The 22,774-nt window shown below is 70.2% G+C and carries 17 protein-coding genes; 8 read left to right on the top strand and 9 right to left on the bottom strand.

Going from position 1 to position 22,774, the window contains the following annotated elements; all coding sequences use genetic code 11:
* Positions 1-69: 69 nt before the first annotated feature.
* The 4 genes from AB0D14_RS29860 (at position 70) to AB0D14_RS29845 (ending at position 4,939) form a co-directional block, all read left to right on the top strand.
* Positions 70-1,113, top strand: a complete 1,044-nt coding sequence (locus AB0D14_RS29860; protein WP_362785220.1) for an NAD-dependent epimerase/dehydratase family protein — start codon at positions 70-72, stop codon at positions 1,111-1,113.
* 96 nt (positions 1,114-1,209) lie between these two features.
* Positions 1,210-2,505 (top strand): sensor domain-containing protein, encoded by a 1,296-nt coding sequence (locus AB0D14_RS29855; RefSeq protein ID WP_362785217.1) that lies wholly within the window; start codon positions 1,210-1,212, stop codon positions 2,503-2,505.
* Positions 2,490-3,143, top strand: a complete 654-nt coding sequence (locus tag AB0D14_RS29850; RefSeq protein ID WP_362785214.1) for a response regulator transcription factor — start codon at positions 2,490-2,492, stop codon at positions 3,141-3,143. The genes AB0D14_RS29855 and AB0D14_RS29850 overlap by 16 nt, the downstream gene beginning before the upstream one ends.
* A gap of 236 nt (positions 3,144-3,379) precedes the next feature.
* Positions 3,380-4,939 (top strand): DUF1996 domain-containing protein, encoded by a 1,560-nt coding sequence (locus AB0D14_RS29845; protein WP_362785211.1) that lies wholly within the window; start codon positions 3,380-3,382, stop codon positions 4,937-4,939.
* 149 nt (positions 4,940-5,088) lie between these two features.
* Here AB0D14_RS29845 and AB0D14_RS29840 read toward each other — a convergent pair whose 3' ends face one another.
* Complete coding sequence (locus tag AB0D14_RS29840; RefSeq protein WP_362785209.1) at positions 5,089-5,535, bottom strand: hypothetical protein; 447 nt, start codon at positions 5,533-5,535, stop codon at positions 5,089-5,091.
* Positions 5,536-5,864: 329 nt separating this feature from the next.
* On the opposite strand from AB0D14_RS29840, the gene AB0D14_RS29835 reads away from it, so the two are divergent.
* The 3 genes from AB0D14_RS29835 to AB0D14_RS29825 all read left to right on the top strand — a co-directional run bounded on the left by AB0D14_RS29835 (position 5,865) and on the right by AB0D14_RS29825 (position 9,229).
* Entirely contained in the window at positions 5,865-6,437 is a 573-nt protein-coding gene (locus AB0D14_RS29835) for a tetratricopeptide repeat protein (protein WP_362785206.1), read from the top strand.
* 30 nt (positions 6,438-6,467) lie between these two features.
* A complete protein-coding gene (locus AB0D14_RS29830) occupies positions 6,468-8,483 on the top strand; it encodes a hypothetical protein (protein ID WP_362785203.1) in 2,016 nt (671 codons plus the stop codon).
* Positions 8,484-8,596: 113 nt separating this feature from the next.
* Complete coding sequence (locus AB0D14_RS29825) at positions 8,597-9,229, top strand: TetR/AcrR family transcriptional regulator (RefSeq protein ID WP_362785200.1); 633 nt, start codon at positions 8,597-8,599, stop codon at positions 9,227-9,229.
* A 94-nt stretch (positions 9,230-9,323) separates the two neighbouring features.
* On the opposite strand, the gene AB0D14_RS29820 is transcribed toward AB0D14_RS29825, so the two are convergent.
* The 8 genes from AB0D14_RS29820 to AB0D14_RS29785 all read right to left on the bottom strand — a co-directional run bounded on the left by AB0D14_RS29820 (position 9,324) and on the right by AB0D14_RS29785 (position 21,197).
* Complete coding sequence (locus AB0D14_RS29820; protein WP_362785198.1) at positions 9,324-9,680, bottom strand: isomerase; 357 nt, start codon at positions 9,678-9,680, stop codon at positions 9,324-9,326.
* A gap of 38 nt (positions 9,681-9,718) precedes the next feature.
* The gene (locus AB0D14_RS29815) at positions 9,719-11,356 is read right to left on the bottom strand and encodes a fused response regulator/phosphatase (RefSeq protein ID WP_362785196.1); all 1,638 of its coding nucleotides are present in this window, start codon (positions 11,354-11,356) and stop codon (positions 9,719-9,721) included.
* 71 nt (positions 11,357-11,427) lie between these two features.
* Positions 11,428-14,253, bottom strand: coding sequence for a pullulanase-type alpha-1,6-glucosidase (gene pulA, locus AB0D14_RS29810; RefSeq protein ID WP_362785193.1), 2,826 nt, complete (start codon positions 14,251-14,253; stop codon positions 11,428-11,430).
* 143 nt (positions 14,254-14,396) lie between these two features.
* Positions 14,397-15,779, bottom strand: coding sequence for an alpha-amylase family protein (locus AB0D14_RS29805; RefSeq protein WP_362785191.1), 1,383 nt, complete (start codon positions 15,777-15,779; stop codon positions 14,397-14,399).
* A gap of 238 nt (positions 15,780-16,017) precedes the next feature.
* Positions 16,018-17,703, bottom strand: a complete 1,686-nt coding sequence (locus AB0D14_RS29800; protein WP_362785188.1) for a glycoside hydrolase family 13 protein — start codon at positions 17,701-17,703, stop codon at positions 16,018-16,020.
* 145 nt (positions 17,704-17,848) lie between these two features.
* Entirely contained in the window at positions 17,849-18,757 is a 909-nt protein-coding gene (locus tag AB0D14_RS29795; protein WP_362785185.1) for an ABC transporter permease subunit, read from the bottom strand.
* A gap of 13 nt (positions 18,758-18,770) precedes the next feature.
* The gene (locus tag AB0D14_RS29790; RefSeq protein ID WP_362785182.1) at positions 18,771-19,775 is read right to left on the bottom strand and encodes a sugar ABC transporter permease; all 1,005 of its coding nucleotides are present in this window, start codon (positions 19,773-19,775) and stop codon (positions 18,771-18,773) included.
* Positions 19,776-19,922: 147 nt separating this feature from the next.
* Complete coding sequence (locus AB0D14_RS29785) at positions 19,923-21,197, bottom strand: extracellular solute-binding protein (RefSeq protein WP_362785179.1); 1,275 nt, start codon at positions 21,195-21,197, stop codon at positions 19,923-19,925.
* A 527-nt stretch (positions 21,198-21,724) separates the two neighbouring features.
* On the opposite strand from AB0D14_RS29785, the gene AB0D14_RS29780 reads away from it, so the two are divergent.
* Positions 21,725-22,759 (top strand): LacI family DNA-binding transcriptional regulator, encoded by a 1,035-nt coding sequence (locus tag AB0D14_RS29780; RefSeq protein WP_362785176.1) that lies wholly within the window; start codon positions 21,725-21,727, stop codon positions 22,757-22,759.
* The last annotated feature ends 15 nt before the right edge of the window (positions 22,760-22,774 follow it).

Below are 22,774 nucleotides of genomic sequence, written 5' to 3'. Positions count from 1 at the left end.
CGGAGCGACGGTTCGCCTGTGGGCAGAACTTCGTTCCGCCGCACGGCTGAGCGGGGCAGAGTCCTCTTCATGAGACTTCTGGTGCTGGGCGGTACGGAGTTCGTGGGGCGCGCGGTCGTGGAGGCGGCGCTCGGCCGCGGCTGGGACGTGACCGTCTTCCACCGCGGCAGGCACGCCCCGCCCGCGGGCGTGCGCTCCCTGCACGGCGACCGCACCGCGCCCGGCGGGCTCGCGGCCCTCGCCGAGGGCGAGTGGGACGTGGTGGTCGACACCTGGTCGGCCGCTCCGCTCGTGGTCCGGGACGCCGCGCGGCTGCTGAAGGACCGCGTCCGGCAGTACGTGTACGTGTCGAGCCGTTCCGTGTACGCGTGGCCGCAGCCGGCCGGTCAGGACGAGAACGGCCGCCTGGTGGAAGGTGCCTCCGCCGATGCCGGGCAGACCGACTACGCGCGGGACAAGCGCGGCGGCGAACTGGCCGTGCTCGACGCCTTCGGCGAGGAGCGGTCGCTCCTGGTACGGGCCGGGCTGATCCTGGGCCCGTACGAGAACATCGGCCGGCTGCCGTGGTGGCTCACCCGTGCGGCCCGAGGTGGCCCCGTGCTCGCGCCGGGCCCCCGTGAACTCCCGCTCCAGTACATCGACGTCCGCGACCTCGCCGAGTGGATCCTCGGGGCCACGGAGGGCGCGAAGGACGGGGCGGGCGGGGCGAGCGGCGCGTACGACCTCGTCAGCCCGTCGGGGCACGCGACCACGGGGACGCTGCTCGACGCGTGTGCGCGGGTCACGGGCGGCCGGGCCGAGCTCCGCTGGACCGAGCCCGACCTGATCCTGGCGGCCGGCATCGAGCCCTGGACGCAGTTGCCCGTGTGGGTGCCGCCGGACTCGGAGCTGCACGACATGCTGCACCGGGCCGATGTGTCGAAGGCGGTACGGAGCGGGCTCCGGTGCCGCCCGGTCTCCGAGACGGTGGCCGACACCTGGAGCTGGCTCCAGGACATCGGCGGCACCGCACCCCAGCGTCCCGACCGCCCTGCGGTCGGCCTCGATCCCGCCGTGGAGGAGAAGGTCCTGGGCGACGTGAAGGAGAGGGAGGAGAGAGCCCTGGGCGACTGAGCGCGGCGGCGCGGCCCCGGGGGTGCTGCCAGCACCACCCCCTTCCGGGTGGCTCGGCCCCCTGACCGGGGCGGCGAGTTGGGCGAGACTGAGGACATGGCTACCGACGGGGACAGCAGCGGGAACAGCACGGCAGGCGACAGGGTGCGTACCGCCGCGCTCGCCGGGGTGCGGGCACTGCTGCTGGCGGTCGTGGCACCGGCCGGGTCGATCGTCCTCTTCGTGCTGACCGCCGTGTCGATCACCTTCGTGCCCCTGGGCATCGGCATCGTCACGACACCCTGGGTACTGGCCGCCGTGCGGGGCTTCGCCGACTGGCGGCGTCTGTTGGCGGCCCAGTGGTGCGGGGTGCGGATCCCGCCCGCGTACCGGCCGGTCCCGAAGGACGCCAACCCCTGGGCGCGGTGTTTCCACCTGCTCGGCGACCCGGCGGTCCGGCGGGACCTCCTGTGGATCCCGGTCGACATGACCGCGGGCTTCGTCACGGCGCTGCTGCCCGCCGTGCTGCTCTTCTACCCGTTCGAGGGGTTCGCCCTGGCGGCCGGGCTGTGGCGGGTCTTCACCGACGGCACCCGCGTCGGCTGGTGGTACGGGTTCGTGCCGGTCGGCGGGCAGCTCAGCGCCCTCGCCGCGGGGGCCCTGGGCGCCGCCCTGCTCGTCACCGGCGTCTACACGACCCCCTACCTCCTGCGTGTCCACTTCTTGTTGACCCGGTCCCTCCTGGCGTCCGGCCAGGGCGAACTCGCCGAGCGTGTCCGCGTACTCACCGAGACGCGGCGCGACGCCGTCGACACCTCAGCGGCCGAACTGCGGCGGATCGAGCGGGACCTGCACGACGGGGCCCAGGCACGGCTGGTCGCGATGGGCATGGATCTCGGCACGATCGAGGCCCTGATCGAGAAGGACCCGGCGAAGGCCAGGCAACTGCTCGCGCAGACCCGCAAGTCGTCCGCCGAGGCACTCACCGAACTCCGCGACCTCGTACGCGGCATCCATCCTCCGGTGCTCGCGGAGCGCGGACTCGGCGACGCGGTACGGGCGTTGGCGCTGCGGATGCCCCTCACCGCGGAGGTCGACGTGGATCTGCCCGGCCGGCTCGGTGCGCCGGTGGAGTCCGCGGCGTACTTCGCCGTCAGCGAGGCCCTCACCAACACGGTCAAGCACTCGGGCGCCGGGCGCGTCTGGATCGACATGCACCACAGTCCGCAGCACGGCGGCGTGCTGCGGATCGCCGTCACCGACGACGGCGGGGGCGGCGCCACGATCGGCGCGGGCTCGGGACTCTCCGGACTCGAACGGCGACTCGGTACATTCGACGGCATCCTGGCCGTCAGCAGTCCCCCGGGCGGCCCCACCATGGTGACCATGGAGATCCCTTGCGAGTTGTCCTAGCCGAAGACCTGTTCCTGCTGCGCGACGGCCTGGTCCGGATGCTGGAGGCGTTCGACTTCGAGATCGCCGCCGCCGTCGAGACCGGCCCCGAACTGACGCGGGCGCTCGCCGAGTTGGCGCCGGACGTCGCCGTGGTCGACGTGCGCCTGCCCCCCTCGCACACGGACGAGGGGCTGCAGTGCGCGCTGGAGGCCCGCCGGGCCAGACCCGGACTGCCGGTACTCGTACTGTCACAGCACGTCGAGCAGTTGTACGCGCGTGAGCTGCTCGCCGACGGGGTCGGCGGGGTCGGCTATCTGCTCAAGGACCGGGTGTTCGACGCCGAGCAGTTCATCGACTCGGTGCGCCGGGTGGCGGCGGGCGGCACGGCGATGGATCCGCAGGTCATCCAGCAGTTGCTGGCGCGGCGGCAGGCCGACGACAGGCCGCTGGGCCGGCTGACCCCTCGTGAGCTGGAGGTTTTGGAACTGATGGCTCAGGGCAGATCGAATGCGGCGATCGCGGGGCAACTCGTGGTCACGGAGCGGGCCATCGCCAAGCACACCTCCAACATCTTCGCGAAGCTGGGTCTGGATGTCTCGGACGACGACAACCGTCGCGTCCTGGCCGTTCTCGCCTATTTGGATCAGGGCCGCTGAAATGTCCCCGCAGGCCGGCCCCGAACTCCTCCCCCATTGGGTGTTGTTCAACAATCGGCCCTCAACTGTCGTTGTTTCAGGGGCTTCTGGGCCCCTTGCGGCGGGATTGCGCCACGGAACTCTCATCAATTTCTGAGGCCTCTGAACGCCCCAGGAACCTCCTCCGTATTGAACGGAGCCGCTTCACCTCCTGTCGGGCGCCCTCGATGCCCCCGCAAGGAAGCCAGAGGAGTTCCATGGGACGCACGAACCGAAAACGCCGCTCCACGCTCGCCAACCGGGCGATAGCCGCATCGGCGGCTCTCGCGCTGGGTGGCGGCGGTCTGCTTGCGGCCAACATCTACGCTTCTGCGGGCGAGGGAAAGAACTCGACCCAGAACGCGCAGACAACCGCCGCCTCGGTGGCCACGATCAAATGCCCGGACGTCGGTCAGAAACTGACCGACGTACCCAAGGGCGCACGCGCCGGTGTCGACAAAGAGCTGGCGACGCTCGACCAGCAGGTCACGGAGGCTTATAAGCGCCTTGCGGATACACGTCAGGCTCAGGCGGGGGATGCCGGCTACGTCAACAACGCCATCCTCAGCCCGCTGAAGTCCAAGCGGGTGGCCACGATCGACCGCATCGGCAACAACATCAAGCGGGCGGGCGGCAAGGCTCCGGCGGGAGGCGGCGAGCTCGCCGACTGTCAGGGTGTGCCGGCCGACCAGCCCGCCGCCGGTGAAGGCCAGGCCGGTGAAGGCCAGGCCAACGGCGGCCAGGACCAGGCCGACAACGGTGGTCAGGGCGACGGAGGCCAGGACCAGGCCGACGGCGGCCAGGGCGCCGACGGTGGCCAGGACGCCGGCGACGGCGCCCAGGAAGGCAACGGCCCCGCGGCCGAGGACTTCCAGGACATCACCCAGGTTCAGCCGACCGGCGGAGCCAAGGGTGTGGGTCCGAACGGGCTCCCCGCGAACGGTGACGGCGGTTCCACGGGCAGCTTCACCACGAGCTGTGGCACCAACGGGAACGACAACCACAACTCGGACAACGTGATCGTCGCTCCGGGTGTCGACAACGGTGCGCAGCACACGCACGACTACGTCGGCAACCAGGACAACAACGCCTTCACCAGCGACGAGCAGTTCCTCCAGGCCGACACCAGCTGCGAGAACCAGGGCGACAAGTCGTCGTACTACTGGCCGGTGCTGCGCCTGCAGGACGGTACGGACGAGTTCGACGCGAACGACCTCGGTGGCGGTGCGGAAGGCAACATCGGCAAGATCCTCGAAGCCAGCGAGGCTGAGCTGAAGTTCGTCGGCAACAAGAAGAGCGATGTCGTCGCGATGCCGTCGGCCCTGCGCATCATCACCGGTGATGCCAAGGCCTTCACCAACGGCCTCGCCAACGCCAACACGAACTGGAGCTGCACCGGCTTCGAGGACAGGCAGCTGACGGACAAGTACCCGATCTGCCCCGAGGGCAGCTCGGTGGTACGGACGTCCAACTTCCAGAGCTGCTGGGACGGCCAGAACATCGACAGCGCCAACCACCGCACGCACATCTCCTTCGTGCAGGAGGACGGTACCTGCGCCAACGGTTTCCAGGCCATCCCCCAGCTCCAGGCCCGTCTGGTCTACGACGCTCCGGCGCCGCAGATCGAGAACGGGCAGGTCGTGAACCCGTTCGCGGTGGACGGTTTCCCGGACCAGCTGCACAAGGCGATCACCGACCACAACGACTTCATCAACTTCTTCGACGAGAACACGATGAACGAGGTCGTCGACTGCATCAACAGCGGTCAGGATTGCTAGTAGCAGGGCTGTAGTCAGTTCATAGCGGCAAGCAGAAAGAAGCCGGCGGTGGGAATTCCCACCGCCGGCTTTCGCTTGCCCGAACCTGCGAGCCCTGACCCCGCGGGCCCCTGAACCTGCGAACCCGCGCGGTCAGCGAACCCGCGCGGTCAGCCGCTGTGTCCGCCGCTTTTGTTGTGGCTGCCACCGGGATTCATGTGCTCGGAGCCCTCCTCCATGGTCCCGCCGAGCCGGCCGCGCAGCGCAGCGACCGTCTTCTTCTCACCGACGGCGACCCACTTGCGGCCGACCAGGTAGTAGCCGCCGTAGTCCTTCGCCCCGGACAGCCACTCGGCCTGACCGCGGTCGGTGGCGAACGTCGCGAGGACGTACTTCTCGCCGGGGCTCTTGCAGATGGCCTGGCGGATCGTGTCCGCGTCCGTCTGCATGTTCGGCTCGCAGCCCGCCTCGCTCGCGATGTGTTCCAGGCTCCCGGACGCGGTCTCGGGAACCTTCTTCCCGCTGTCCTTGTCCTCGGAGCCACAGCCGGTCACCGCCAGCAGCGCCACGACCGCCCCGGCCGTACCGACCGCGAGCCTCTTCCTCGTCACACTCATGCGTACGTACCTCCGGGTCAGAGCCTGTGTCATGTCCCCGGCCGGATCAGCGCGAGGCGTCTGGCGCGTGCGATCGCAAGGCGCCGGAGCGCCCATGTGGCGGAGCCACCTGGGCGTTTCGGCAACGCCGCGAGCGTGCGTGCCAGACGCCTCGCGCCCGGCCGGGGACATGACACAGGCTCTCAGTTCCGGCCTGGGAGGGTCGGTCCCGGCCCACGCCACTGAGAGCCCTGGCAGAAGGGCCCCGTCTTCGATACGGCTCCCGCGCGCTCCGTGCTCAATCGGCGCCCGTCCGGGTGTGGTCGGTACGCCTGTGCGAAGGTGTGCCCGTGACCACAGAAGAGACGACAGAAGACAAGACAACAGGAAACCAGACAGCGGACTGGGAAGAACGCGTGGCGGCTGCCTGGGCCGGCTTCGCCGACAGCCCGGAGGCGGACGCGGCGGACTTCCGCACGCTGATCGACGGGCTCGTCGCCGAGTTGCCGGCCGACAGCCCGGTCGGCCCCTTCGAGCGGGCCTCCGCCTGGGATTCGACGGGTCACCCGGACAAAGCCGTGCCGCTGTACCGGGAGGCCCTGGCACGCGGCCTCGACGGCTACCGCGGCCGGCGCGCGAAGATCCAGCTGTCCAGCTCGCTGCGGAACCTCGGACAGCCCGAGGAGGGCGTCAAGCTTCTGTCGCCCGAACTCGTCGGCGTCTCGGACGAGTTGGACGACGCCGTACGGGCGACCCTCGCGCTGTGCCTGGCGAGTCTGGGCCGCGAACGTGAGGGGCTCTCACTCGTGCTGGGCGCCCTCGCCCCGCATCTGCCGCGCTACCAGCGGTCCATGGCGAACTACGCGCGTCTGCTCGTGGAGCCGGAGGGGCAACTCCCGGGGGAGTCCGGGCAGTCCAGGTGACCATCCATCGATTCGCTCGTTCTGCTGAACGTGCAGTCACAGGATGTCGCCCCGCGCCCCCGCCCCGCATCAGCCGCCGCCTCCGGGCCACCGGTCGACGTCGAGCAGGCCGAGGCCGCGCTCGTCGAGCACTACCCGCGGCTCGTCCGGCTCGCCTATCTGGTACTGCCGCCGAGCCTCGGCCGCAACCGCCGGGTACTCACCGCGCACGCGCTCACCCAGCGCACCCTGCCCCGTGGCCGGACCTCCGGCGACGCCTCTGTCGTTCCGGCCCAGAAGACGGCCGCCGAGGGCCGCGACGGTGATCCCGGATACGCGTACGTGCGTCTGCGCGTCCTGCGCCTGGCCCTGGAGGCGGGCCGGCCGCTGACCTTCCGGTCCTGGCCCACCCGGGCGCAACTGCCGCCGCTGCTCCCCCGGGTGTGGGGCCTGCGGCTCTTCCCGCGCTCGGGCGGCGCCGACGAACTCGCCCTGGACCAGCAGCTCTCGGCCCTGTCCGCCCCGGCCCGCGCCGCCTACGTCCTGCGCGGCCTGGAAGGGCTGGCCGACCCGGACGTACGCAGGGTGCTGGCCGCGGCCGGCGAGGAGGACCCGGCCGCCGCCCTCGCCGAAGCGGACAGGGCGGACGGAGCGAACAGGGCGGACAGGGCGGCCGGGAAGGGCGGGAGAGACGGCACGGAGGAGCGGTACGGGCTGCTGACCTCCCCCGAGTTCGACCCGTGCTCCCTGCAGGCCCGGCCCACCGATCTGATGCGGCGCCGCCAGCACAGCAAGGCGGCGATCGCCGCGGCCGCCGCGGTGGCGGTGTGCGGAGCGCTCCTCGGCATGCCCGGTGACGGCTGGGGACCCGAAGGCCCGGCCGCGCCCCCGTACGCGCAGAACCCGGCGGCCCAGGCCGCCCTGGACCCCGCCAGGCTGACGCTGGTCCCGGCGGAGGCGTGGGAGTCGTCGGCGCGCACCGACTTCTCCGTGTGGCCCGCGCGCGGCGGGCTCACCGGCGACCAGGGCCTGCTGCGCCGGGCGCTCGCCGTGTGGGCGCGGCCCGGCGAGTCCGTACAGGTTTCGGCCACTCCGGGCACACCGGCGGGCGCCCCGCCGGGACCGCCCCAGCTGCTGTACGCGGGTGTGGTCGACCAGAGCCGGGTCGTGCTGCTCTACGACGGCCTGCGCATCGCGCGGTACGCCGAAGCGAAGGACGGCACGCAGGGCGCCGCCCTCGACTTGGCGCGGGTCGACGGTGCCACGGGAGCCGACGCGAGCGCGGTGGTCCTGGGCCGTGCCGACGGCAACGTCCGCTACCTGACGGCACCCTGGGTGCGGACCGCCGCCGTACGCGACCTGCTGCGGTCCGCCGCCGGTACGGCCAGTACGGCCAGTACGGCCGGTGCGACCCCGCTGGCGCGCTCGGCGGACGGGGTGAGCGAGCCGTTCGCCAGTCCGGCCCTGCAGACCGGCGCGTGCCGTTCCTGGAACGTGCTGGAGCTGACGGACCGGACGGGCACCCGGCTGCTGACCGACCTCGGGGAGCTGACGCCCGCCCGGCTCACCTCGGGCCGTCCCGGGCAGCCGCGCGACGCCTCGGCGGCGACCTGGTCCCCGCTCGCCTGCTCCCTCGCGGCAGTCCGCGGCCAGGGGGTGCGCTCGGTGAACTCCTGGCAGTACGCCCGCCAGTCCCTCCCCGACGTGAGCGGCACCGCCGGCTGGCTGTGCACCCGCGCGGACACCTGGCGCGGCGCCGGCCCGCTGGTGCTCGCCCAGTTCCACGCGCCGGGACAGCGGTACGGCGCGGTCACGGCGAAGGCGGAGAACACGGCCGCCTGCGGCTCGAAGGACCCGCACGTCCTGGCAGGCGTGCTGTGGAAGTCCGCCAAGGGCGACTGGTACCTCCTCGCCGCAGGCAGCAAGGACACGGCGTCGATCCGTGCGACGGGCGGCGTCAGCGGGTCCGCGCGGGGGAATCTCCTCGCGGCACGGGCCGAACAGGGCGCGCAGGCGGGCCTGAAGGGGACCCTGGACAGCGGAAGGGAGATCACCGGGCTCCGCTAGCGCCGCCGCCGCCGGCGCCGCGAGGGGCGGGGGCGGGGGCGGGGGCTGACGTGGATGAACGGCCCGGCGGCGCCGTTCCGTTCGGGGCCGGATCCGATCGGTAGGGTGTTCGCATGACTACCGGGGTAGTACGTCGCAGGATGGGTGTCGAGGAACGGCGACAGCAGTTGATCGGCGTCGCCCTCGATCTGTTCAGCCGACGCTCGCCGGACGACGTGTCCATCGACGAGATAGCCTCCGCCGCGGGTATCTCACGGCCGCTGGTCTACCACTACTTCCCCGGCAAACTCAGCCTGTACGAGGCCGCGTTGCAGCGCGCCGCGGGCGACTTGAAGGAACGTTTCATCGTGCCGCGGGAAGGCCCGCTGGGCGCACGGCTGCTGCGGGTGATGCGCCGCTTCTTCGACTTCGTGGACGAGCACGGGCCCGGTTTCTCGGCGCTGATGCGCGGTGGCCCGGCGGTCGGCTCCAGCACCACGAACGCCCTGGTCGACGGTGTGCGGCAGGCCGCGTACCTGCAGATCCTGGCTCACCTGCGCGTCGACCAGCCGCCCGCCCGTCTCGAACTGGTCGTCCGCTCATGGATCGCCCTGGCCGAGGCGACCGCCCTGATCTGGCTGGACGGCCGCCGCATCCCGCGCGCCGAGCTGGAGGTCCAGCTGGTCCACGACTTCGCGGCCCTGGCCGCGGTGAGCGCCGCGTCCGACACCGAGATGGCCACGCTCCTGCGCCGCGCGGGCCTTTAGGGCGTCCTTCGGTGACCTCGTAGGGCTTCCTTCAGTGACCTCGCCGGTCAGCCAGGGACGTGACCGTCGGGTCCGGCTCGCTGATCGCCGCCGGTCAGCCCACGGACTTCTGGTACGACGCCTCAAGATCCAGCACCTCCGCGGAGGCATGCAGCGTCACCCCGTCCACCGGCTTCACATGCGCCCGCAGCAGCTCAAGCGTCCGCGACGTCAACGCGGACTTCACCTCGGCGGACCGCCCCGGCAACAGCGCCAACGAGACGTGCACGAGCGCGTGCCCCGCACCCTCCGCCCCGACCACGATGTCGTCGACGGCCCGGAACCGGCTCTTGCACGCCTCGATCTTCGCGCCGGCCGTCTCCACCACCATGGTGTGCAGTGCGACAGCGAACCCCTGCCGGTCGAAGGTCTCGGCCAGTGGCACGGAGTAGTCGACGGTGATCTGCGGCATGGGCACTCCTGTTCTAGACAACAGAACTCAGCCTAGCCTCAGCCGGCCGCGGCCTCGGGCGCCAGCCTCAGCGCGAGAAGCGCGATGTCGTCCTCCCGCTCATGGCCGAAGCACTCCAGGAGCGTGTCGCACAGGGCTTCCAGCCCGGACAGGGCACCCGCGGAGGCCGCACGCAGGTGCTCCATCGAGACCGCGAGGTCCGTGCCCCGGGTCTCGATCAGACCGTCGGTGACCAGGAGGAGCCGGTCCCCCGCTTCGAGGAACAGCTCGGTCGGCGGCGGGTGGGGCAGCCCCACACCGAGCAGCGGCCCGGCGGCCTTGGCGTAGTCGGCGGTGCCGCAGTCCTGGATGATCAGCGGCGGGATGTGGCCCGCGTTGGCGATACGCGCGCGGCCGGTGCCGGGGTCGATCAGGACCAGGCAGACGGTGGCGGTGACCCCGGGGTGGTAGTACTGCATCATCCGGTCGAGGCGCTCGGCGAGCACGGCCGGGTCGCTCTCCTCGACGCAGTAGGCACGCAGCGCGTGCCGGATCTCCACCATGACGGTCGCCGCGTCCAGCGAGTGGCCGACGACGTCGCCCACCGCGGCGAGCACGCCGTCGCGGGTGCGCAGTGCGGCGTAGAAGTCGCCCCCGATCTCGGTCTGCTGCGAGGCCGGCACATAGCGGACCACGACGTCGAGCCCCGGCAGTTCGGGCAGCCGGTGCGGCTGGGGCAGGAAGCTGTGCTGGAGGGTGAGGGCGACGTGCCGTTCGACCTGGTACATGAGCAGCGGCTCGGCGGCGAGCGCGGTGGCCTGGGCGAGCCGGGCCACCAGGGTCTCCTCCTCGGGGTTCGGCGCGCGCACCCCGCGGGTGGGCGTGGCCAGGCACACCGAGGCCTTGCCGTCCTGGGTGAGGTTGAGCACCAGCCGGGCGTCGTGCTGCACGCCGGGCCGGAAGAACCCGGCGGGCCACAGCGGCGCGGGGACCGTGGTGATCTGCACCGCGGACTGCCCACGGGTGAGCCGCCGGAGCAGACCGGCCACGGCCCGGTGGGCACCCTCGTCGGGCAGCGCGAGCGAGGTGCGGTCCCGGGAGGTGGCGTGGTACAGCTCGCCGTCCGGGCCGAGGAAGAAGACAGCGGCCGGGCCGCCGGTGAGCCGTGCGGTGCCGTTGGCCGCGGCGTCGGCGAGTTCCTGCAGGGAGCGGGCCGCCTGGATGGTGACGATCGTCTCCGACAGCAGCGTCAGCCGCCGTGCCAGTGCCTGGTCGTCGGCCCGTAGCCGCGCGGCACGCACCGCGGCCCGGACCACCGCGTCGATCTCCTCCGGCTCGGCCGGAACCGTCAGATACGCGTCCCCGCCCGACTCCAGTGCCCGGCAGCGGTCGCCCGGGGCCACGGCGGAGGCCGAGAAGTGCACGACGGGCAGACCGGCCATGTGCGGCCGGGTCTTGATCCTGCGGCACAGTTCGTAGCCGTTCATGTCCGTCAGGGCCACGTCGACAAGGGCCACGTCGGGCAGGGTTCCTCTGCGCAGCCGTGCGTCGAGTTCGACGAGCGCCTCGTAACCGGTGGCGACCGGGACCACCTGGTGACCGGCACGGCGCAGCAGGGCGCCCATGGCGTACCGGCCGGACGCCGAGTCGTCGACGAGCAGCACGGTCGCCTCTGTCCGCTTGCTGTTGACGTCCATCTGCCAGCCTTTTGGACACACTTACGGGGCAGTCCGGGGTCCCAGGGCTGCCCCATAACGGTAGTGCTCTCTCAGGAGGTCCGGGAGAATACCGCCACGGTCCGTCCAGGAACGGCGAAGGTGCCGGATTCCGGTTCATAGGACGCGGACCTGACCGTTGGGTCCTCGCCCCCGGCCTGGACGGGGTGCAGTTCGTACGCCGTGCCCCGCAGGTCCGGCACCTTCTGCTCCCGCGTTCCGGGGGTTGCGTTGAAGACGACGACGAGGTCGCCGAGTTCCATGGTGATCACACCGGGCGTCTCGTCCTTGCCGGACAGCGGGTAGGACAGCTTCGACTGCACCTGCTCGGCGGTACCGAGCCCGAAGACTTTCTCACTCGTACGGATGCGCAGCAGATCCCGGTACGCGGCAGAAGCGCCCTCGATCTGTGGGCAGCCCACCCCGACGGACGTCAACAGGGGTTTGCCGTAGACCCACTTGGACTCGTTGTCGGCGGCAGGCGGCAGCCCGCGCCCGAAGCCGTTGCCGCCGCCGCTGCCGCCGACGCTGCCGTCGCCGTCCCGGCAGTCCCAGTGGATGGCGTTGAACCAGTCGCCGCTGTCGTACGAGTTGCGGTCCAGGGACTTGGAACGCAGCAGGTCGGTGCCCGCCTGGGAGAGCGCCGGGCCCTGCGACAGGGTGGCCGTCGCCATCGCGAGGACCTGCATCCGGGCCCGGTCGGCCGCCGGGGTTCCCTGGGGCAGCTTGAACGCGAGCGCGTCGAACAGCGACTCGTTGTCGTGCGCGTCCACGTACGCGAGGGCGTCGCCGGGCGCGTCCGCGTATCCGGCGGGCGCCCCGTTGTAGTCGACCTCGGAGCCCTCGACCTCCTTGCCCGCGGTGTCGGTGAAGCTGTACTCGGCGAGGTTGCCGGACAGGCCCACCTTGATCAGGTCCTGGTAGTGCAGGAGGCGGGCCTTCTGCTCGGCCGCCGTGCCGTTGCCCGCCGAGGAGTTGGGGTCGGTGTAGAGGCCGGACGCGAAGCCCTGGACTCCCGGGTCCTCGTCGAACGGGCCGCCGCCGCGCACGGCGTCACGGGCCCGGTCGGAGAAGGTGGCGACGCCGGTCCCGGCCATGTTCCTCTGCGTGGCCTGGACGAATCGGGCGTCGTCCGCGACCTCGCCGAAGTTCCAGCCCTCGCCGTAGAGGACGATCTTCTTGCCGTCGACGCCGTCCTTGGCGGGGGTGAGCGCGTCGAGGGCCTTCCTGACCGCCAGGATGTTGGCCTTCGGGTGGTGGCCCATCAGGTCGAAGCGGAACCCGTCGACCTTGTACTCCCTGGCCCAGGTGACGATCGAGTCGACCACCAGTTTGCCCATCATGGCGTTCTCAGGTGCCGTGTTGGCGCAGCAGGTGGAGGTGGCGACACCGCCGTCGGCGAGGAGCCGCTGGTAGTAGCCGGGGACCACCTTGTCGAGCACGCTGGTGTCGGCCTGGCCACTCGCCGGGGTGTGGTTGTAGACCACGTCCATGACGACGCGCAGGCCGTCCTCGTTCAGCGACTTCACCATCTCGCGGAACTCGACCGTGCGGCCGGTCCCGTCGGGGTCGGTGGCGTACGAACCCTCGGGCACCGTGTAGTGGTACGGGTCGTAGCCCCAGTTGTACGCGTCCTTCGCTGCGCTCTTCGCCACGCACTCCTGCTGCTTGTCGGAGTCGGCGGCGTAGGAGCCGAGGTCGCAGTCGGGAACCGCCTGGTCGGCCTTCTTCTCCGGGATGGTGGCGATGTCGAAGGCCGGCAGGAGATGGACGTACGAGGTCCCGGCCTCCGCGAGCTTCCTGAGGTGCCGGGATCCCGCGCTGTCCTTGTCGGTGAAGGCGCGGTAGGTGCCCTTGTCCCCCGCCGGGACGGATCTGTCCTCGACGGAGAAGTCACGGACGTGCAGCTCCTGGATCTGCGCGTCCCTGAGCGGCACGGCCCTGGGCTTCCTGAGGCCCGACCAGCCGCCCGGAGCCAGCGACTTGTCGTCCAGGTCGACGGCGAGGCTGCGCTCGGAGTTCGCGGTGAGGGCGACCGAGTAGGGGTCGGTGACCTTGTTGGTGACGACCTCGCGGACGCTGGGCGCCCACACCTTCACGACGTACCGGTAGGGCTTGTTCTTCCAGGACCCCGGCCCGGTGACGGACCAGACCCCGGAGGCCGCGTCCCGCTTCATGGGAACGGTCTTCACGGGAACGGACTTCCCGGAAGCGGTCTTCCTGGAAACGGTCTTCCTGGAAACGGTGCTGCCACCGATCTCCAGCGAGACGTCCTGGGCGGTCGGCGCCCAGACGGCCAGCGTGGGACGGCCGTGGCCGTGGAACGTCGGCCCGAGGTCCGCCTTCGTCGCGGTCGCGCCGTACACGTCGTCGAGCACACCCGCGATCTGCACGCCCGTCGCCGCCAGTACGGCGCCGTTGGCGGCCCGCTGCGAGGCGACCAGCTGGCCGCGCAGGGCCTCGCGCACCCGGTCGCGGTCACGCGGGTCGACGGACCAGGCCGTGTGGTCCTTGAGGTGCGGGAACCTGGCCTTCTGGGCGTCGGTGAGCGTGGCCCTGCCGAGCCGCAGCCGACGCTCGTCGCTGCTGGTCAGCGACCCGTCCTGAGCCTTGATGGTCCCCTTGCGCGAGGACAGCAACTGGGTCGACGCGGCACTCTCGTCGCCGTTCCAGGCAACCGTGTTCCGGTCGATCCAGACCGCCTCGGAGGTGGTCAGGTCGAGCGCGGGCGGGGCGGCCGCACGGGCGGCGACGGGCTGGACGAGCGCTGCCGCGAGAGCGGCCACGGCCACGGCCACGGCCACGGCGACGGCCACGACCCGTCCGCGCTGCGCGGAACGGCGCCCCTGGGGCAGCGGCCACCTCGATATCAGGGACACAGGCGTGAACTCCTCGCAGTTACGGGCTTACGGCTCCAGCACCCGGAGTCGGCGTGACCGTATCGCCGCCGAAAGCATTTCAGCAAGAGCCTTGCAAGGCGCCGAAAGAATTTTCAGCGACTGCCCTGGGCCCTCATCGGCTGTCAGCAGCTCGACTTGCCGACGTACACCGCCAGCGCGGCGTTACCGCCGAGAGTCGCGGTGAGCTGGCCGGAGCCGTTCACCGTCACCGTCGTGCCCGCCTGCACGTTGCAGTACGTGCCCGCCGCGAGCGAGGTCTGGTAGGTGCGGGTGAGCGAGGACGACTCGTGGTTGATGGCCACGAAGCCCTTGCTGCCCCGGCCGAAGGCGATGGCGTCGCCCCCGTTGTCCCACCAGTTGGTGACGGACCCGCCCCGGGTGGTGTTGCGGAAGGCGACCATCGACCGGATCTCCGGCCAGGCGTGCTGGCACTTCCAGCCGTCCTGCCAGCAGGCTTTCACCGAACCGCCGTTGGGCGGTCCGGCGTCGGTGGAGGAGAACTCGTAGCCGGAGTTGATGTCGGGCGCGCCGTACGGGTACGCCAGCATGAAGACGTTCGCCAGGGTGTAGGTGGCGTTGTCCTTGTAGCTGAGCGTGGAGCCGTTGCGCTCGGTGTCGTGGTTGTCGACGAAGACACCCGAGACACCGCTGCTCATGTACCCCCAGCCCTCGCCGAAGTTCTTCAGGTAGGCGAGGTTCTCGTTGTTGAAGACCCGCTTGAGGTCGAACGCGTACCGGAACTCCTGGACGTCGCCGGTGCCCGTGTACTCGGTGGGCTGGACCGCCTCACCGGCGCCGTGGATGACCTCCTGCTTCCAGTACGCGGACGAACTGCTGAGCCTGCCCTTGATGTTGGCGAGGTCGGCGGCCGGGATGTGCTTGGCCGCGTCGACGCGGAAGCCGTCGACGCCGAGGGAGAGCAGGTCGTTGAGGTACTTGGCGATGGCGGAACGGACGTACTCCTCGCCGGTGTCCAGGTCGGCGAGCCCGACGAGTTCGCAGTTCTGGACGTTCGCGCGGTCCTGGTAGTTGGTGATCTGCGAGGTGCAGTTGTCGAAGTCGGGTGAGGAGTACAGGCCCGGGTAGTCGTACTTCGTGTAGGACGAGCCGCCCGTACCGGTGCCGCTGCCCGCCGACATGTGGTTGATCACCGTGTCGGCGACGACCTTCACACCTGCCGCGTGACAGGTGCTGACCATGTTCTGGAAGGCCGTACGGTCACCGAGCCGGCCCGCGATCCTGTAGCTGACGGGCTGGTACGAGGTCCACCACTGCGAGCCCTGTATGTGCTCGGCGGGCGGCGAGACCTGGACGTATCCGTAACCGGCCGGGCCCAGGCGGTTGGTGCACTCCTTGGCCACGGACGCGAAGTTCCACTCGAAGAGGACGGCGGTGACGTCCTTGGTGCCGGGCGGGGAGGCGTGGGCGGTGCCGGCGGTGCTCGCGGGGACGACGAGCGCGGCGGCCGCCAGGGCGAGCGCACAGGAGAGAGCTCTCTTGGCCATGTGGGGGGTCCCTTCTCCGTTGAAGGTTCTCGTACAGGTTCTCGTGCAGGTTGTTGTGCAGGCTGTCGTGCAGATTCTTGCTGCAAGAATCAACAGCCGTGCGGTGCCGCAGATCGTAGAAGCCCGCCTCCCAAAGCGGAAGACGGGCTTCTGAAAATTCCTGAAAGTTCTTGCAGAGATGGTCGATTGATGGATGGTTGGGCGGTTGGTGGGTGGTTGGCGGGCGGTTGATGGACGGTCAGTCGGTGACCCACCACACCGTGGTGTCGGCGGGCAGCTTCGCCTCGTCGTCGTCCGTCACGGTCACCCCGCCGCTCGCGAGCAGCACCCGCCCGTACGCGCGAACGGTCACCGCCTCACCCCCGGTGTTGGTGGTGCACGTGAACGCCCCGCGGCGGAAGGCGAGAACGCCCTCTGGCGCCCTCAGCCACTCGACACGGTCACCCGCGCCGAGGTCGGCCCGCTCGCTGCGCACGGCGAGCGCGGACCGGTACAGCTCAAGGGTGGAGCCGGCGACCCCGGTCTGCGCCTCGACGCTCAACTCGCCCCACCCGGTGGGCTGCGGGAGCCAGCTGCCGCCGCTGCCGAATCCGTACGACGATCCTTCGCGGCTCCACGGGATCGGCACCCGGCACCCGTCGCGGAACCCGTCCTGGCCGGCGCCGCGGAAGTAGGCGGGATCCTGGCGCACCTCGTCCGGCAGGTCGACGACGTCCGGCAGGCCCAGCTCCTCGCCCTGGTACAGGTACGCGGACCCGGGCAGCGCCAGCATCAGCAGCGTCGCCGCGCGTGCCCGGCGCAGGCCCAGTTCACGGTCTCCGGCGGTACGGATCTGGGTGCCGAGCCCGGCCGGGTTGGCGAACCGCGTCGCGTGCCGGGTCACGTCGTGGTTGGAGAGCACCCAGGTGGCGGGGGCGCCCACGGGACGCATCGCGTCGAGGGTGCGGTCGATGCAGGAGCGCAGCTCCTCGGCGTCCCAATGGGTGCTCAGGTACTGGAAGTTGAAAGCCTGGTGCAGTTCGTCGGGGCGCACGTAGTTGGCGGTGCGCTCGATGGTCGGCGTCCACGCCTCCGCGACGAAGATTCGGTCGCCCGAGTACTCGTCCAGCACGATCCGCCATTGGCGGTAGATCTCGTGCACACCGTCCTGGTCGAAGAACGGCATGACATCGTTGCCCAGGAGTTTCACCTGCTCGTGGGATCCAAGGTCCGGCAGCCCTTCCGCCTTCACCAGGCCGTGTGCCACGTCGATCCGGAAGCCGTCGACACCCATGTCGAGCCAGAACCGCAGGATCGAGCGGAACTCGTCGCCGACGGCCGGGTGGTCCCAGTCGAAGTCGGGCTGCTCGGGCGCGAAGAGGTGGAGGTACCACTCGCCCGGGGTGCCGTCCGGCTCGGTGACGCGGGTCCAGGCGGGGCCCCCGAAGATGGACTCCCAGTCGTTGGGCGGCAGTTCGCCGTCCTCGCCCTGGCCGGCGCGGAAGTGGTAGCGCTCGCGCGACGGCGAGCCCGGCCCCTCCGCGAGCGCCCGCTTGAACCACTCGTGCTGGTCGGAGGAATGGTTGGGGACGAGGTCGACGATGATCCTCAAGCCCAGTTCACGGGCGTCGCGGATCAGCGCGTCGGCGTCGAGCAGATTGCCGAACATGGGGTCCACGGCCCGGTAGTCGGCCACGTCGTAACCGGCGTCGGCCTGCGGCGAGGCGTAGAAGGGGCTGAGCCACACGGCGTCCACGCCGAGGTCGCGCAGATACGGGAGTCGGGAACGTACGCCCTCCAGGTCGCCCATGCCGTCACCGTTGCTGTCGGCGAAGCTGCGCGGATAGACCTGGTAGATCACCGCGTCACGCCACCAGTCGCCGCGGCCGGCGACGGTGAGGACGGAGGATTTCGGCGCCGAGTCGGCGGAGTGCTGCTGGCTCATGGCTTCCTTGATACGTGACGGAGTCATCGGGCAGCGCCCCTTCAGGGGCGCGAGGCTGTATCGATGTGCGGCTGCCGCCGCGTGGGCGCGACCAGCCACGACGAGGCCGCAGGCGACCAACGATCCCGCAGCTCGCCGCGTACGGCTAACCCTTCGTGCCACCCGCGGTCAACCCGGTAACCAGGTTCTTCTGCACAAGGTAGAAGAACGCGGAGACCGGAATGGCCACCAGCACAGCCGTGGCAGCCATCAGGTTGCGCTGCGCGTCGTGCTCACTGACGAAGCTCTGCAGGCCGACCGCGAACGTGTACTTCGTGTCGGACAGCATGAACGTCGAGGCGAACGCGACCTCACCGAACGCGGTGATGAAGCTGTAGAAGGCGGCGACGGCAAGACCCGGCTTGGCGAGCGGCAGGATCAGCCGGAAGAACGTGCCGAAGGGCGAGAGCCCGTCGACGCGGCCGGCCTCGTCGATCTCGAAGGGGATGGTGTCGAAGTATCCCTTGAGCAGCCAGGCGCAGTACGGCACGGCGGTGGAGCAGTAGACGAGGATCAGGCCGAAGTAGTTGTCGATGAGCTGGAGTTCGCTGAGGATCTCGTACATCGGGACCATCAGTACGGCGACCGGGAACATCTGGGTCACCAGCAGCACCCACATGAACTTCCGGTAGCCGGGGAAGCGCATGCGCGAGACCGCGTAGCCGGTGGTGGCGGCGACCATGACGCCGATGACGGTCGTGCCCAGCGACACGAAGAGCGTGCTCCACAGCCAGTCGAAGAACGGCGTGTGCCACAACACGAACGTGTAGTTGTCGAACGTCATCTTGCCGAGGATGCCCCCGGGGTGCAGATAGTCGTCCTTGTCCGGGCCGAGTGACAGGTAGATCAGCCAGGCGATCGGGAAGAGCGCGATCAGGCTTGCGACGCTGAGGATGCCGTGCGAGGTCAGGGCCCCTGCGCGGCTGCGCTCGCCGCGGCGGGGCCCCTTGCCGGCCGGTGCGGTGCCCGCGGCCCCGTCCGCCGGGACGGGGGTCTTGGCTGTCGTGGTGCTCATGGGGGCTCCTGCCTCAGATCGCGAGCTGCTGCTCGTTGCGGGCCAGCCAGCGGCGGTAGACGGAGGTGAAGACGATCAGGATGGACAGCAGCAGGACACCGTACGCGGCGGACTGCGCGTAGTCGCGCGGCTGCTGGCCGAAGCCCAGGTAGTAGGCCCAGGTGACGAGGATCTGCGCGTCCGGCGCGGTGTCGCCGAAGAGCAGGAAGATGATGGCGAACTGGTTGAACGTCCAGATGACGCCGAGCAGTACGACGGTGGAGCTGACCGACTGCAGGCCCGGCAGGGTCACGTGCCTAAAGCGCTGCCAGGCGCCTGCGCCGTCCATCTCGGCCGCCTCGTACAGGACAGGGTCGATGGACTGCAGTCCGCCGAGCAGCGAGACCATCATGAACGGCACACCGCACCAGGTGTTGACCATGATCGCGGCGAACCGCTGCCAGAAGGTGTCCTCCAGCCACAGCGGCGACGGCAGGTGCACCGCGTCGAGCACGGAGTTGATGATGCCGCCGTCGGCGAGCATGAAGCGCCAGCCGAAGACGGTGACGAAGGTCGGCACGGCCCACGGCAGGACGAGTATCAGCCGGTAGAAGGTCCGGCCCCGCAGCTTCTGGTTGAGCAGCAGCGCGAGCCCGAGTCCGATGGCGTAGTGGAGCAGGACGCACAGCGCCGTCCACACGATCGTCCAGATGAAGTGCGACCAGAACCGGTCGTACGCGGTGGGGCCCCACAGGATGTCGGCGTAGTTGTCCAGGCCGATGAACTTGTACGTGGCGTCGATGTGGTTGACGCCGATCGTGCGGGCCGAGTTGAGGCTGTTGGCGTCGGTGAACGTCAGGTAGATGCCGCGCACCAGCGGATAGAGCACCAGCACACCGAGCACGACGACCACCGGAGCGGTCATCGCGTACGCGTACCAGTACTTCTGGTACGAGTGCTTCATGCGCTGGAGCGGGCCGGGGCGCGGGGCCCGGTCACCGCGGCGTTTGCCGGTCGCGCGGTCGACGACGACTGTCATGGTTCGACACCTTCTGGAAAATCAGGGGCTGGTCGGCAGGCCTGTCGTGGGCGTGGCCGGTGGCCGCCGGATCCGGCCCCGCCGTCCCCGCCCGTCCCCGACGAGGACGGAGTGGGCGGAGGGGACGGATCCGGCGGCCACCCGGGCTCACTTGCTGAAGTCCGGCACCAGCTTGGCGATCGCGGTCTCCGCGCTGCTCAGGCCCTCGTCGAGGGATTCCTTGCCACCGGCGATCTTCGGCAGCTCGGTGTCGAGCGGACCCCACAGGGAGCTGTACTCGGGCAGCGCCGGGCGCGGCTGGGCGGCGGAGAGCACGCTCTGGTAGCCGGCGATCCCCGGGTCGGCCTTGACCTCGGTGGTGTAGGCGTCGTCGCGGGTCGGCAGCGTGGAGTTCTTGAGCGCGACGGTCTCCTGGGACTTCGCCGAGGTCATGAACTTCAGGAACTTCAGCGAGGCGTCCTGGTGGGCCTTGTCCGAACCCGCGTACACGGAGAGGTTGTGGCCGCCGGTCGGGGCGCCCGCCTTGCCGCCGGAGCCGGCCGGGACGGTGGCGATACCGAGGTTGTTCTTGTCCTTGAAGGCCGAGCCCTTGTAGAAGTTCGTGATCTCCCACGGGCCCTGGACGATCGAGGCGACCTTGCCGTTGACGAACGCGTCCTGGATGTGGGCGTACGCGTCGGCGGTGGTGTCGGCCTTGTGCAGGCCCTTGCCGTCGAACAGGCCCTGCCAGGTCTTGTAGCCCTTGACCGCCGCGGCCGAGTTGACGGTGATCTTCTTGGCGTCGGCGTCGACCGTGTCGGTGCCCTCGCCGTAGAGGAACGACTGCGCGTAGTACGCCTGGGTGGAGCCCCAGTAGCCGTCGACGCCCGCCTTCGCCTTGATGGTGGCGGCGTCCTTCTTGAGGTCGGCCCAGGTGGTGGGCGCCGCGTCGATGCCGGCCTTCTTGAAGAGTTCCTTGTTGTAGACCAGCGCGAGGGTGTCGGTGACCAGCGGCACGCCGTACGTCTTGCCCTCGTACTTGGCCTGCTCGATCAGGCTGGACTGGAACTTGCCCTGCTCCGCGAGGGCCTCGGTGCCGTCGAGCGGCAGGAAGAAGCCCTTCTTGGCGAACGCGGGGGTCCAGCCGACCTCGGAGCGCAGGATGTCCGGGGCGCCCTTGGAGCCGGCGGCGGTGTCGAACTTGTTCTGCGCCTGGTCGAAGGGGACGTTGACGTACTTGACCTTGATGTCAGGGTTGGCCTTCTCGAATTCCTTCGCGAGGGCCTTGTACGTCGGTGCCTCGTTGGTGGCGTTCGACGTGTCCCACCAGGTGATGGTGACCGGGCCGTCCGCCTTGCCACTGTCGTCGCTGTCTCCGCCGCAGGCCGTCGCCGCGAGCGCGAGGGACGCCACCAGTGCGGTGGCCGCTATGCCACGCCGCATGAGTTCTCCTTGAGGGTGAAAGCCCGTGTGCCTGAGGGAACGGCCCCGTCCGCCGTCCCTGCCGACTCGCCGACCGCACCGTTGCCGCCGCCGGGCGACGTGAACGTAACAGCGATGAAAGCGACGCGAAAGGTCTTGCAGCAAAAAAATGCAAGACCGACGGACAGTTATCCCGCCGTGACCCCACCGGGACTGCCCCGAGGCCTTTGTCAGGGCCGTTCAGCGGGGGCTGGGGCGTTGTGCAAGACTCTGCAAGCTCTTGCCATACCTGTCCGTCGCGAGGATCATCGGCGCGTCGGCACCTTGCAGAAACCACCCCGCCCCCACGGGCGCTCGCGGCGGACGACGACCACGACGACGACGATCACAACGCCAACCACCACCGGCCAGCCGGCCAGCCACGACGGTCACGACCACGATCACGAGGGAACGCGATGACGCAGCAGCCCGGAGCGGGCCGTCCAAGTGCCCGCACACGGCGGTCGTTCGGTGGGCAACGCGATTCCCGGCCGGTACAGTCCACTCCCGTGACCACACGGCTTGCCGACATCGCAGCGCAGGCGGGGGTGAGCGAAGCGACCGTCAGCCGCGTCCTCAACGGGAAGCCGGGCGTCGCCGCCACCACGCGCCAGTCCGTTCTGGCCGCGCTCGACGTGCTGGGCTACGAGCGGCCCGTACGGCTTCGCCAGCGCAGCGAGGGGCTCGTCGGACTGATCACCCCGGAGCTGGAGAACCCCATATTCCCGGCCCTGGCCCAGGTCATCGGCCAGGCGCTGACGCGGCAGGGCTACACGCCGGTCCTCGCGACCCAGACTCCGGGCGGCTCCACCGAGGACGAACTGACCGAGATGCTGGTCGACCGGGGGGTCGCCGGCATCATCTTCGTCTCCGGGCTGCACGCGGACACCTCCGCCGACACGCAGCGCTACGAGCGGCTGCGCGGCCAGGGTGTGCCGTTCGTCCTCGTCGACGGTTTCTCGCCGAAGGTGCAGGCGCCCTTCATCTCGCCGGACGACCGGGCGGCGATGGCGCTCGCGGTCACCCATCTCGTCTCGCTCGGCCACACCCGGATCGGTCTCGCCCTGGGGCCCAAGCGGTTCGTCCCGGTGCAGCGCAAGATCGAGGGCTTCGTCCGCACGATGCAGGACCTGCTGGGCCTGGCCGCGGCCGACATCGAAGAGCGCCTGGTCCAGCACTCGCTGTACACGCTGGAGGGCGGACAGGCTGCCGCGGCGGCGCTCATCGACCGCGACTGCACGGCCGTCGTCTGCGCGAGCGACATGATGGCGCTGGGTGCCATACGCACAGCGCGGCAGCGCGGTCTCGACGTCCCGAAGGACATCTCCGTCGTCGGCTTCGACGACTCCCCGCTGATCGCCTTCACGGACCCGCCCCTCACCACGGTCCGCAAGCCGGTCCCGGCGATGGGCCAGGCCGCGGTGCGTACGCTGCTGGAGGAGATCGGCGGGACACCGGCGCCCCACAGTGAGTTCGTGTTCATGCCGGAGCTGGTGGTGCGGGGGTCGACGGCTTCGGCCCCTGGGGACCGGAATCGTGGATAGTCGTGCGCAGGAAGT

The sequence above is a fragment of the Streptomyces sp. NPDC048484 genome (assembly GCF_040651415.1).
Lineage (GTDB): Bacteria > Actinomycetota > Actinomycetes > Streptomycetales > Streptomycetaceae > Streptomyces.
Note: the sequence above shows the minus strand (reverse complement) of the source record. Positions and strands in the feature narration are given on the sequence as shown.

What these genes read in the sequence shown, in the direction of transcription:
- AB0D14_RS29840 (WP_362785209.1), bottom strand. Translation starts at nt 5,535, where the DNA reads ATGAGTGTGACGAGGAAGAGGCTCGCGGTCGGTACGGCCGGGGCGGTC.
- AB0D14_RS29815 (WP_362785196.1), bottom strand. Translation starts at nt 11,356, where the DNA reads ATGGACGTCAACAGCAAGCGGACAGAGGCGACCGTGCTGCTCGTCGAC.
- AB0D14_RS29800 (WP_362785188.1), bottom strand. Translation starts at nt 17,703, where the DNA reads ATGAGCCAGCAGCACTCCGCCGACTCGGCGCCGAAATCCTCCGTCCTC.
- AB0D14_RS29795 (WP_362785185.1), bottom strand. Translation starts at nt 18,757, where the DNA reads ATGAGCACCACGACAGCCAAGACCCCCGTCCCGGCGGACGGGGCCGCG.
- AB0D14_RS29845 (WP_362785211.1), top strand. Translation starts at nt 3,380, where the DNA reads ATGGGACGCACGAACCGAAAACGCCGCTCCACGCTCGCCAACCGGGCG.
- AB0D14_RS29860 (WP_362785220.1), top strand. Translation starts at nt 70, where the DNA reads ATGAGACTTCTGGTGCTGGGCGGTACGGAGTTCGTGGGGCGCGCGGTC.
- AB0D14_RS29855 (WP_362785217.1), top strand. Translation starts at nt 1,210, where the DNA reads ATGGCTACCGACGGGGACAGCAGCGGGAACAGCACGGCAGGCGACAGG.
- AB0D14_RS29790 (WP_362785182.1), bottom strand. Translation starts at nt 19,775, where the DNA reads ATGACAGTCGTCGTCGACCGCGCGACCGGCAAACGCCGCGGTGACCGG.
- AB0D14_RS29825 (WP_362785200.1), top strand. Translation starts at nt 8,597, where the DNA reads ATGACTACCGGGGTAGTACGTCGCAGGATGGGTGTCGAGGAACGGCGA.
- AB0D14_RS29820 (WP_362785198.1), bottom strand. Translation starts at nt 9,680, where the DNA reads ATGCCGCAGATCACCGTCGACTACTCCGTGCCACTGGCCGAGACCTTC.
- AB0D14_RS29785 (WP_362785179.1), bottom strand. Translation starts at nt 21,197, where the DNA reads ATGCGGCGTGGCATAGCGGCCACCGCACTGGTGGCGTCCCTCGCGCTC.
- AB0D14_RS29805 (WP_362785191.1), bottom strand. Translation starts at nt 15,779, where the DNA reads ATGGCCAAGAGAGCTCTCTCCTGTGCGCTCGCCCTGGCGGCCGCCGCG.